Raw genomic sequence first — 11,038 nt, 5'->3', positions numbered from 1 at the left:
GGCCGGCCGGCGGCCCGCTCCCGTGCACAGCCATTCGGGCCCCAGCCACGGACCAGTAGGCTTCGGCGCGAGAGCCGGAGCCCCTGACCCATGGGGACACACCTGCCGAGGAGCGCCCCGCATGAGCCTGACCCTGAGGACCATCAGCCGTGAGCAGCATCTGGCATACATCCAGACCCTGCCCTCGGCGAGTCACTGCCAGGTCCCGGCGTGGGCGGACGTGAAGACGGAGTGGCGCTCGGAGAACCTCGGCTGGTTCGACAAGAACGGTGAGCTCGTCGGCGCGGGCCTGGTGCTCTACCGCCAGCTCCCCAAGATCAAGCGATACCTGGCATACCTCCCCGAGGGCCCGGTGATCAACTGGTACGCCCCCAACCTGGACGACTGGCTCCAGCCGATGCTGGCGCACCTGAAGAACCAGGGCGCCTTCTCGGTGAAGATGGGGCCGCCGGTCGTGATCCGCCGCTGGGACGCCCCGGCGATCAAGGCCGGTATCCAGGACCCGGACGTGAAGCGACTGCGCGACGTGGAAGCGACGCACATCGAGCCGCGCGCGTTCGAAGTGGCCGACAGGCTGCGGAAGATGGGCTGGCAGCAGGGCGAGGACGGCGGCGCCGGCTTCGGCGACGTGCAGCCCCGGTACGTCTATCAGGTGCCGCTGGCCAACCGCTCGCTGGACGATGTCCTCAAGGGCTTCAACCAGCTGTGGCGGCGCAACATCAAGAAGGCCGAGAAGGCCGGCGTGGAGGTCGTGCAGGGCCGCTACGAGGACCTCGCCGAATGGCAGCGGCTGTACGAGATCACTGCTGAGCGGGACCGTTTCCGGCCGCGCCCCCTCTCGTACTTCCAGCGCATGTGGACGGTGCTGAACAACGAGGACCCGAACCGCATGCGCCTGTACTTCGCGCGGCACAACGGGGTCAACCTGTCCGCGGCGACGATGCTGGTCGTCGGCGGTCATGTCTGGTACTCGTACGGCGCCTCGGACAACATCGGGCGCGAGGTCCGGCCCTCGAACGCGATGCAGTGGCGGATGCTCCGCGACGCGTACGCCATGGGCGCGACGGTCTACGACCTGCGGGGCATCAGCGACTCGCTCGACGAGACGGACCACCTCTTCGGCCTGATCCAGTTCAAGGTCGGGACCGGCGGCGAGGCCGTCGAGTACGTCGGTGAGTGGGACTTCCCGCTGAACAAGCTCCTCCACAAGGCGCTCGACATCTACATGTCGCGTCGCTGACGACGCCGCGGCCGACTCCGTAGTCTCGTACATATCTCTGATACACCGCAGCCACCAGAAAGGTTCCGGGCCGGCCATGGCGCTCTCCCTCTACGTCGACACCGCTCGCTGGCGGGCGCACCAGAAGTCGGTGATCGACCAGTTCCCCGGTCTCGTCCCGGTCTGCAAGGGCAATGGTTACGGCTTCGGCCACGAGCGGCTGTCGGAGGAGGCGTCACGCTTCGGCGCCGACATGCTCGCCGTGGGCACGACGTACGAGGCCGCACGGATCAAGGACTGGTTCAGCGGCGATCTCCTGGTGCTCACGCCCTTCCGGCGCGGTGAGGAACCGGTGCCGCTGCCCGACAGAGTGGTCCGCTCCGTCTCCTCGGTCGACGGCGTACACGCGCTGGTGGGAGCCCGGGTCGTCATCGAGTGCATGAGCTCGATGAAGCGCCACGGCATCTCCGAGCAGGACCTCGGCCAGCTGCACGCCGCCATCGAGGACGTGCGGCTGGAGGGCTTCGCCCTGCACCTGCCGCTGGACCGGACCGACGGTTCCGACGCGGTCGAGGAAGTCATCGGCTGGATGGACCGGCTGCGTGCGGCCAGGCTGCCGCTGCACACGATGTTCGTGAGTCATCTGCGCGCCCAGGAGCAGGCCCGGCTGCAGCAGCAGTTCCCGCAGACCCGCTTTCGCGCGCGGATCGGGACGCGGCTGTGGCTCGGCGACCACGAGGCCACCGAGTACCGCGGCGCCGTGCTCGACGTCACCCGCGTGGCCAGAGGGGATCGTTTCGGCTACCGCCAGCAGAAGGCCGCCTCGGACGGCTGGCTCGTCGTGGTGGCGGGCGGCACCTCGCACGGTGTCGGCCTGGAGGCGCCCAAGGCGCTGCACGGTGTGATGCCGCGTGCGAAGGGTGTGGCACGGGCGGGACTGGCGACGGTCAACCGCAACCTGTCGCCGTTCGTGTGGGCGGGCAAGCAGCGCTGGTTCGCCGAGCCGCCCCACATGCAGGTCTCCATCCTGTTCGTGCCCGCCGACGCGCAGGAGCCGAAGGTCGGTGACGAGCTGGTGGCGCACCTCAGGCACACGACGACGCAGTTCGACCGGCTGGTGGACCGCTAGCAAGGCCCCTGCCCGGGGGACGGGCACGCCGCCCCGTCCCCCGCCGGCCGGGCTCGGTGCCCGGGCCCGGGCCCGCAGACGGTTTCAGACGGAAGGATGCGGTCCGGTCTCCGGGCCGCATCCTTCCTGAACGCCCCACTCCACGCGCGGACCTTCTTCGGCGTGAGCGGCGTGCCGCGGCGGATGCGCCGCCGGCCCCAGCACGAACGCGTCCGGAGCACCGTCGAGCACACCCCCGCCGGGATCGTCGGAGCCGTCCTGACGAACCCCGTCCCGTTCCGGCATGAGGATGTCGCGCACGATCACGGCGCACAGGTACAGCGTCCCGAGCAGATGCAGCGCGATGGCCAACTGGTAGCCCTCTTGCGGCAGCCCTTGGTGCTTAGGGCTGGTCGTGTAGGCGAGGTACATCCAGATGCCCAGGTAGTACATGACCTCACACGCCTGCCAGATGAGGAAGTCGCGCCAGCGGGGACGGGCGAGGGCGGCGAGCGGGATCAGCCACAGCACGTACTGCGGCGAGTAGACCTTGTTGGTGAGGATGAACGCGGCCACTACCAGGAAGGCGACCTGGGCGAAGCGGGGGCGGCGCGGGGCCCGCAACGTGAGCAGGCCGATGCCCGCGCAAGCCAGGATCATCAGCAGGGTGGCGTAGGTGTTGACGTTCTCCACGTCGATGGACTCACCGGTGCGCTGCGTGATGATCAGCCAGAACGATCCGAAGTCGACCTGGCGCTCCTGGCTGAACGTGTAGAACTTCTTCCAGCCCTCCGGCGCGAACAGCATCACGGGCAGATTGACCACGAGCCAGGCTGCCGCCGCGCCGAGCGTCGCCGTGATGAATTCCCGCCACTTGCCCGCCCGCCAGCACAGGACGAGCAGAGGGCCGAGCAGCAGCACCGGATACAGCTTGGCGGCGGTCGCGAGTCCGATCAGGACGCCGAAAGCGACAACCCTGCCGCGTGACCACATCAGCATCGCCGCGGCGGTGAGAGCCACCGCGAGCAGGTCCCAATTGATGGTGGCGGTCAGCGCGAAGGCAGGGGCGAGAGCGACGAGCAGCGCGTCCCAGGGGCGCCGGCGGTGCGTGCGGGCGACGCAGACGGCGATGACCGCTGCGCAGATCATCAGCAGCCCCGCGTTGATCATCCAGTACATCTGCTGCGGCCCCTGGCCGGAGCCACCACCGAGGCGGCCGATCCAGGAGGCGACCTGCATGAACAGGCCCGTCAGCACGGGGTACTCGAGGTACTCCATGTCGCCGGGCAGCCGGTCGAAGTACGGGATCAGGCCCTCGGAGAAGCCGCGGCCCACGAAGAGATGCGGGATGTCCGAGTAGCACGCGTGGGTGTACTGCGAGCTGGTGCCCCTGAACCACGCCCAGTTGTAACAGGGCAGCTTCTGCACCATGCCCAGCGCGAACATGCCGATGGCGACCAGCGCCACCACACGCACGGGTGTGAGCGGGCCGCCCCCGCTGCGCGACGCCCAGCGCCCGGCCGGGCCGCCGATCAGCTCGCTGCCTGCCGCGGCGATCCGGTCATGCCGTGTGGGACGTACGTCGGGAGCCTCGGGGCGTACGTCGGGCTTTTCCTCGTACACGCTCGTCTCTTCTGCGCTGGGCATGGTGCACATCCTGCCGTACAGGGAGGGGGATACGACGAGGGCCGCCGCCCCGGGGGCTCGGCACGAATGCCGGTCCTTTCCCGGTGCGGCGGCCTCGTCATGGCCGACGCGGGTGACCGTCAGCCTTCGCCGTCGGTGCCTCCGAAGAGGCCGCCGCCGCCGTTGCCGCCACCGTTCCCGTTGCCACCGCCGCTGTCGGCGCCGCCGTCGGTGCCGGTCGACGTCGACGGGCTCGACGTCACGCCGCCATTGCCGCCGCCACCGTCACCGCCGCCGTTGCCGCTGCCACCGTCGACGCCGCAGGTCCAGTCCTCCCACGGGTTGCAGGACTCCGAGGGACCGGGGCTGCTCGACGGGGACGGGCTGGGGGACGTGGACGGAGACGGGGACGGAGAGGAGGACGGGCTGCTGCTGGGCGTCGGGGACGGGCTGACCGCACCGCCGCCCCAGACCGCCTCACCGTCGATCGGCTCCGGCTTCGGGAAGTTGAGGACCTTGGCGCCCTTGAGCGCTTCCGTCATGTAGTCCTGGAAGATCTCGGAGGGGAACGACGAACCGTGGATCTTGTCCTGTCCACCGGTGTCGTACATCTCGAGGAACTCGCGCTTCTTGTTCTTCTCGTTGTCGTCCAAGCGGTACATGTCGATGGCGGTCGACAGCTGGGGCGTGTATCCGACGAACCAGGCGGACTTGTTGAAGTCGGTCGTACCGGTCTTGCCGGCGACCTGCCGTCCCTTGACCTGGGCGTTGTTACCCGTGCCTTCGGGATGCTCGACGACGTCCCTGAGGACATCGGTCACGTTGTTGGCGATGTTCTTGTCGAAGGCCTGCTCGGCCTTGTCCTCGTGCTCGTAAACGGTCAGGCCCTCGTGCTTGACCTTCGTCACCGAATACGGGTCACGCTGCTCACCCTCGGCGGCGAAGGTGCCGTAGGCGCCTGCCATACGGATGGCGCTGGGCTCGGAGATACCGAGGGAGAAGGAGGGCACGTTCGACTTGCTCAGGCTGGACTCGAGCAGACCGGCGTCGATGGCGGCGTCCCTCACCTGCGGGATGCCGATGTCCATGCCAAGCTGCACGTAAGGGGAGTTGGCGGAGTGGATCATCGCCTCGCGCAGGCTGATGTTGCCGTAGTTCTGCTGACCGTCGTTGGTCTGATTCCACTCCTTCCCCTTCTCGTCGCGCCAGACGGAACCGTCGTAGTTTTTGATCTTCAGCTTGTTCTTGCCGCTGTACCGGCTCTTGTCGGGGTCGACGATCCGGCGGTCGTCGGGCCCCTGCTCCTCCTGGAGCTCGGGGTTGCGGACGCCGTCGCGCATGGCGGCAGCGAGGACGAAGGGCTTGAACGTCGATCCGACCTGGGCACCGGTGGCATCGGCGTTGTTGGTGAAGTGCTTGGTGGCGTCCTCACCGCCGTAGATCGCGACGATCTTGCCCGTCCCGGGCTCGACCGAGGCGCCGCCGAACTGGACGTGCGTGTCATCGTCCGGGCGCTTCTTCGGGTCGATGTTCTCGTCACGGACCTTCTTGACCGCGTTCTCGAGGGCAGCGACCCGCTTCTTGTTGAAGGTCGTGTAGATCTCGTATCCGCCCTTGGACAGGTCGACTTCCTGGTCGTAGTTGTTCAGGAAGTTGGCCTTGGCCAGGTCCACCAGGTAACCGATCTGGCCGCCGAGCTGAGCGTTCTTTCGGGGCGACTCCGACGCGGGAAGGTCCGTGTACTTCTGACGCTCCGCCGCGTCGAGGTACTTGTCCTTGACCATCTCGTCGAGGATCCAGCTCCAGCGGATCCTCATCCGCTTGGTGTTGGCTTCCTCCGTCGCCGACGGATCGATCGCCGTGGCGCCGGCCGGGTCGTAGTAGGTCGCACCCTTGAGGAGCGACGCGAGGAATGCGCACTGGCTCACGTCGAGCTTGTCGGCGTCCTTGTTGAAGTACGTGCGGGCCGCGGCCTGGATGCCGTAAGCGCCTCGACCGTAGTAGGAGGTGTTGAGGTACCCCTCCATGATGTCTTCCTTCTTCATCTCCGAGTCGATCTTCATGGAGATGAAAAGCTCTTGGAACTTACGGCTGAGGGTCTGGTCCTGGTTGTCCAGCCGCGCGTTCTTCACATACTGCTGGGTGATCGTCGAACCACCCTGGGTCTGCTCGCCCCGCGCCATGTTGAACACGGCCCGGCCGATACCCATCGGGTCGATGCCCGAGTCCTCGCGGAAGGTCTTGTTCTCCGCGGAGATGACGGCGTTCTGCATCTCGATGGGGATCTTCGAGATGGGGATGATCTGTCGGTTGACCTCACCACCGGTGGCCACCATCTGGGTGCCGTCGTCCCAGTAGTAGACGTTGTTCTGCGCCCCGGCGATCAAAGCCTGCTCGGGCACGCCCACCATGGCGTAGGCGATGGTGCCCGCCGTCATCAGACTGGCGAGGAACCCGAGGAACAGCCCGGTCACGAGCTTCCAGGAGGGGACCCAGCGCCGCCACCCGTATTTGCCGTGGCGCGGGTAGTCGATCAGCCTCTTCTTACCCGGCTGTCCACCACGGCGGCCGGCACCGTCGTATCCGCCGTCACCGCCGCCTCCGCCGCGACGGCCACCACGCTGCGCGGCGCGGCGCGCCTCGGCGCGACTGCTGTAAGGCCGTTCCTCACCATGTGAAGCGGCAGGTGAGGCCGCTGTGGCGCCCCGGGGTGGGACGCCACGGCGGCCTGAAGACTGCTGGGCGGCGCGTCTGGCCGCGGCGCGCCCGCCACCCTGTGGCTGCGGCGGTTTGCGACGGTGCTCGCTCATCGAACGACTACTCCTCGGGCAGGCGAGACGCCTGGAAGCGGCAGTTGAGTTCCGGTCCCCCCGAAATGGATACGGACGAGCTCTGGGAAGGGCTCATCCGCTGTGCATCCACGGCGATGACGCATGGAGGCGTCACATGGTTCCCGGTGGTCTGCATCCGCACAGACTACGCACGGCCAAAACCCACCTAGGCCTGAAGTTCACCCCATTTCAGGCAACTCTCTCCCTATGAATTGACGATGTGACGCCGCTCACCATGGCCGCCCTTGTCGGGACAGTCGAGCCGTTCTATCGTGCTGATGTATCGAGTCGATACATCAGCACGACATACAGGACCGGGACCGGCGAAGGAGGCGACCGTGAGCAAGCGCTCCGGCATCCTCGAGTTCGCCGTCCTCGGTCTGCTCCGCGAAGCCCCGATGCACGGTTACGAGCTGCGCAAGCGGCTCAACACGTCACTGGGAATCTTCCGCGCCTTCAGTTACGGAACCCTCTACCCCTGCCTCAAGACGCTGGTCGCCAACGGCTGGTTGATCGAGGAACCGGGAAACGCTCCCGAGGACGCCCTCGCAGCCTCGCTCGCCGGCCGGCGCGCAAAGATCGTCTACCGGTTGACGGCGGAAGGTAAGGAGCACTTCGAGGAGCTGCTCTCCCACACCGGCCCCGACAGCTGGGAGGACGAGCACTTCGCGGCACGTTTCGCCTTCTTCGGTCAGACGGAGCGCGAAGTGCGGATGCGGGTGCTGGAAGGCCGCCGCAGCCGGCTCGAAGAGCGTCTGGAGAAGATGCGTGCCTCCTTGGCCCGCACCCGCGAGCGTCTCGACGACTACACCCTCGAGCTGCAGCGGCACGGCATGGAGTCCGTGGAGCGTGAAGTGCGCTGGCTGAACGAGCTCATCGAGAGCGAGCGGGCAGGGCGGGATCAGAGATCCTCGCCCGAGAGCACCGCGCAGCAGGACAACACATCTGGAGCGACGGGCGGCCTGCCCCGGCACAGGGGTGCCGAGTCTTCCGGAGGGACGCCTCCCGATGACTCCACCCCGCCGGATCCGTCCGACGACCCCGCCAAGTGAAACCCCGCGCACCGCAGGGTTTCATCCGGAACACCGATAACACACAGGGAGCAACCGCCAATGGGTTCGGTTCGCGTAGCCATCGTCGGCGTGGGCAACTGCGCCGCCTCGCTGGTGCAGGGCGTCGAGTACTACAAGGACGCCGACCCGGCCGGCAAGGTGCCGGGTCTGATGCACGTCCAGTTCGGCGACTACCACGTCCGTGACATCGAGTTCGTGGCCGCCTTCGACGTGGACGCCAAGAAGGTCGGCCTCGACCTCTCGGACGCCATCGGCGCCAGCGAGAACAACACCATCAAGATCTGCGACGTGCCGAACACCGGCATCACCGTTCAGCGTGGCCACACGCTCGACGGTCTCGGCAAGTACTACCGCGAGACCATCGAGGAGTCCGCCGAGGCGCCGGTCGACATCGTCCAGACCCTCAAGGACAAGCAGGTCGACGTCCTGGTCTGCTACCTGCCCGTCGGTTCCGAGGACGCTGCGAAGTACTACGCGCAGTGCGCCATCGACGCCAAGGTCGCGTTCGTCAACGCTCTCCCGGTCTTCATCGCCGGCACCAAGGAGTGGGCGGACAAGTTCACCGAGGCCGGTGTTCCGATCGTCGGCGACGACATCAAGTCGCAGGTCGGCGCCACCATCACGCACCGCGTGATGGCCAAGCTCTTCGAGGACCGGGGTGTCATCCTGGACCGCACGATGCAGCTGAACGTCGGCGGCAACATGGACTTCAAGAACATGCTCGAGCGTGAGCGCCTGGAGTCCAAGAAGATCTCGAAGACGCAGGCCGTCACCTCGCAGATCCCCGACCGCGACATGGGCGAGAAGAACGTCCACATCGGGCCGTCGGACTACGTGGCGTGGCTGGACGACCGTAAGTGGGCCTACGTGCGCCTCGAGGGCCGTGCCTTCGGCGACGTCCCGCTGAACCTCGAGTACAAGCTCGAGGTCTGGGACTCCCCGAACTCGGCCGGTGTCATCATCGACGCCGTGCGTGCCGCGAAGATCGCCAAGGACCGCGGCATCGGCGGCCCGATCCTCTCCGCGTCCTCGTACTTCATGAAGTCCCCGCCGGTTCAGTACTTCGACGACGAGGCCCGCGAGAACGTCGAGAAGTTCATCCAGGGTGAGGTCGAGCGCTAAGCGCTTCCACCTGCCGTCGCGGAGGGTCCCCGGGTCGTACACCCGGGGACCCTCCGCGTGTGTGACCCTTACTCGCATGCCCGTCGTACGTGATCTGCGCGTACTCCTGCGCCTCGCCGGCTTCCGCCGGCTGCTGACCGTGCGCCTGCTCTCTCAGGCGGCCGACGGCGTCTACCAGGTCGCTCTTGCCACATACGTGGTCTTCTCCCCGGAACAGCAGACCTCTCCGACCGCGATCGCGTCCGCCATGGCCGTCCTGCTCCTCCCCTACTCCCTGGTCGGCCCCTTTGCCGGGGTGCTGCTCGACCGGTGGCAACGCCGCCAGGTGTTCCTGTACGGGAACCTGCTGCGTGCACTCCTCGCCTGCTGCACCGCACTGCTGATCCTCGCCTCCGTCCCCGACTGGCTCTTCTACGTCTCGGCCCTGTCGGTCACGGCCGTCAACCGCTTCGTTCTGGCCGGGCTCTCTGCGGCGCTCCCACGCGTCGTGGATTCCGAGCACCTCGTCATGGCCAACTCCCTCTCGCCCACCGCGGGAACGCTTGCCGCGACAGCCGGCGGCGGTCTCGCCTTCCTTGTGCGACTGGTCGCCTCGGGCTCGGACGCCGCTGTCGTCCTTTTCGGAGCGGCGCTCTACCTCGGCTCGGCCCTGGCTTCCCTGCGGATGGCGAGGGACCTGCTCGGCCCGGACCCTGACGTGGTTCAGCCCCGCCTGGGTGCCGCGATCGCCTCCACGGCGCGGGGACTGCTCGAAGGGCTTCGATACCTGAGCCGGCGCCCTGCGGCGACTTACGCGCTCACCGCGATGACACTGCTCCGTTTCTGCTACGGAGCGCTGACGGTGATGGTGCTCATGCTCTGCCGCTACTCCTGGTCCACCGACGAGTCGGACGGACTCGCGCTGCTGGGCCTGGCCCTGGCCGCCTCGGGCGCCGGCTTCTTCGCGGCGGCCGTCCTGACCCCTTGGGGGATCGGGAAGCTCGGCCGGTACGGATGGATGACCGCCTGCGCGGCCGCCGCCGCAGTCCTCGTGCCTTCTCTGGCACTACCGTTCAGCCCCGGTCCGATGCTTGTCGCAGCCTTCCTGCTCGGGCTCGTGACGCAGGGGGCGAAGATCGCGACGGACACGGTGGTGCAGACCTCCGTGGAAGACGCGTTCCGCGGCCGGGTCTTCTCCCTGTATGACGTGCTGTTCAACGTCGCCTTCGTCGGCGCGGCGGGCGTCGCCGCGTTGATGCTTCCCCCTGACGGCCGATCGGTTCCGCTGGTCCTGATGGTGGCGGGGGTCTATGCAACGGCGGCCGCAGGCCTGGTGCGTTGGGGCCGTGTCGACCGGGTGCTATAGCGTGCCCGCGTCAAACACAAGAGCACTCTCTCAGGGGGAATCCCGCATGACCTATCCGCCGCAGCAGGGGCAGGGCCCCTACGGACAGCCGCCCCAGCAGCCGCAGCCGGGGTACGGCTACCCGCAGCAGCCGCACATGCAGCAGCCCCAGCCGGGTTACGGACAGACTCAGCCGCAGCAGTGGGGAACCGCGCCGACGCCGCCCCCTGCACCCTCGCGCGGTGGCCTCAGCCTCAAGAAGAAGTTCCAGATAGTCGTGGGCGTTCTGGCCGTCATCGCTTTCGCGGTGTTCTGGTTCATGGGCCGCGACGATGCCGACACAGCGAAGGCGGGCGACTGCCTCAAGAACAGCGGTAACGACATCAACCCGGATCTGCAGGTCGTCGACTGCGGCGGTACCGAGGCGGCCTACAAGGTGGTCTCCGTGCACAGCGACACGACGGACCAGACGATCTGCGAAGGCAAGGCCGACATCGGCTACTACGAACAGACCAGCGGACGGCGCAGCTCTGGCAAGTCGTTCGTGCTCTGCCTGAACGAGATCAAGAAGTAGCCGCTCCCGCGGGCTTGTTTCACGTGAAACAAGCCCACTCGGCTCGTGTCGACGGCGCGATGTTTCACGTGAAACATCGCGCCGGTTAACGCGAAGGCGTGCGTGTGGGTGGTTTAAACATCTGTCGCGGCCGAAGACTACAGCAGTGTTTTTCTCGGTGG

The 11,038-nt window shown here is 67.2% G+C and carries 9 protein-coding genes; 7 read left to right on the top strand and 2 right to left on the bottom strand.

All coding sequences use genetic code 11. The features are described 5' to 3' along the window. The first annotated feature begins 121 nt into the window (after window positions 1-121). Window positions 122-1,240 (top strand): lipid II:glycine glycyltransferase FemX, encoded by a 1,119-nt coding sequence (locus tag ACWGH4_RS21845; protein WP_005315017.1) that lies wholly within the window; start codon window positions 122-124, stop codon window positions 1,238-1,240. Between the two features lie 76 nt (window positions 1,241-1,316). Next, on the top strand, window positions 1,317-2,348 hold the full coding sequence (locus tag ACWGH4_RS21840; RefSeq protein ID WP_159689867.1) for an alanine racemase: 1,032 nt from the start codon (window positions 1,317-1,319) through the stop codon (window positions 2,346-2,348). An 84-nt stretch (window positions 2,349-2,432) separates the two neighbouring features. On the opposite strand, the gene ACWGH4_RS21835 is transcribed toward ACWGH4_RS21840, so the two are convergent. Continuing rightward, window positions 2,433-3,974, bottom strand: coding sequence for a glycosyltransferase family 87 protein (locus ACWGH4_RS21835; protein ID WP_453463352.1), 1,542 nt, complete (start codon window positions 3,972-3,974; stop codon window positions 2,433-2,435). A gap of 119 nt (window positions 3,975-4,093) precedes the next feature. Further along, window positions 4,094-6,490 (bottom strand): transglycosylase domain-containing protein, encoded by a 2,397-nt coding sequence (locus tag ACWGH4_RS21830; RefSeq protein ID WP_453463356.1) that lies wholly within the window; start codon window positions 6,488-6,490, stop codon window positions 4,094-4,096. Between ACWGH4_RS21830 and ACWGH4_RS21825 the strand changes: the two genes are divergently transcribed. From ACWGH4_RS21825 to ACWGH4_RS21805, 5 genes are all read left to right on the top strand, one after another. Further along, window positions 6,470-6,631 (top strand): hypothetical protein, encoded by a 162-nt coding sequence (locus tag ACWGH4_RS21825; RefSeq protein ID WP_453463359.1) that lies wholly within the window; start codon window positions 6,470-6,472, stop codon window positions 6,629-6,631. The two genes, ACWGH4_RS21830 and ACWGH4_RS21825, sit on opposite strands and share 21 nt — an antisense overlap. 491 nt (window positions 6,632-7,122) lie before the next feature. Continuing rightward, window positions 7,123-7,836 (top strand): helix-turn-helix transcriptional regulator, encoded by a 714-nt coding sequence (locus ACWGH4_RS21820; protein ID WP_441263320.1) that lies wholly within the window; start codon window positions 7,123-7,125, stop codon window positions 7,834-7,836. 60 nt (window positions 7,837-7,896) lie between these two features. Next, entirely contained in the window at window positions 7,897-8,979 is a 1,083-nt protein-coding gene (locus ACWGH4_RS21815; RefSeq protein ID WP_441263321.1) for an inositol-3-phosphate synthase, read from the top strand. Between the two features lie 76 nt (window positions 8,980-9,055). Then, entirely contained in the window at window positions 9,056-10,324 is a 1,269-nt protein-coding gene (locus tag ACWGH4_RS21810) for an MFS transporter (RefSeq protein ID WP_453463349.1), read from the top strand. Window positions 10,325-10,370: 46 nt separating this feature from the next. Then, the gene (locus ACWGH4_RS21805) at window positions 10,371-10,877 is read left to right on the top strand and encodes an LppU/SCO3897 family protein (protein ID WP_441263323.1); all 507 of its coding nucleotides are present in this window, start codon (window positions 10,371-10,373) and stop codon (window positions 10,875-10,877) included. The last annotated feature ends 161 nt before the right edge of the window (window positions 10,878-11,038 follow it).

Source organism: Streptomyces sp. NPDC054847 (assembly GCF_053610925.1).
Note: the sequence above shows the minus strand (reverse complement) of the source record. Positions and strands in the feature narration are given on the sequence as shown.

What these genes read in the sequence shown, in the direction of transcription:
- ACWGH4_RS21845 (WP_005315017.1), top strand. Translation starts at nt 122, where the DNA reads ATGAGCCTGACCCTGAGGACCATCAGCCGTGAGCAGCATCTGGCATAC.
- ACWGH4_RS21835 (WP_453463352.1), bottom strand. Translation starts at nt 3,974, where the DNA reads ATGCCCAGCGCAGAAGAGACGAGCGTGTACGAGGAAAAGCCCGACGTA.
- ACWGH4_RS21805 (WP_441263323.1), top strand. Translation starts at nt 10,371, where the DNA reads ATGACCTATCCGCCGCAGCAGGGGCAGGGCCCCTACGGACAGCCGCCC.
- ACWGH4_RS21840 (WP_159689867.1), top strand. Translation starts at nt 1,317, where the DNA reads ATGGCGCTCTCCCTCTACGTCGACACCGCTCGCTGGCGGGCGCACCAG.
- ACWGH4_RS21810 (WP_453463349.1), top strand. Translation starts at nt 9,056, where the DNA reads ATGCCCGTCGTACGTGATCTGCGCGTACTCCTGCGCCTCGCCGGCTTC.
- ACWGH4_RS21815 (WP_441263321.1), top strand. Translation starts at nt 7,897, where the DNA reads ATGGGTTCGGTTCGCGTAGCCATCGTCGGCGTGGGCAACTGCGCCGCC.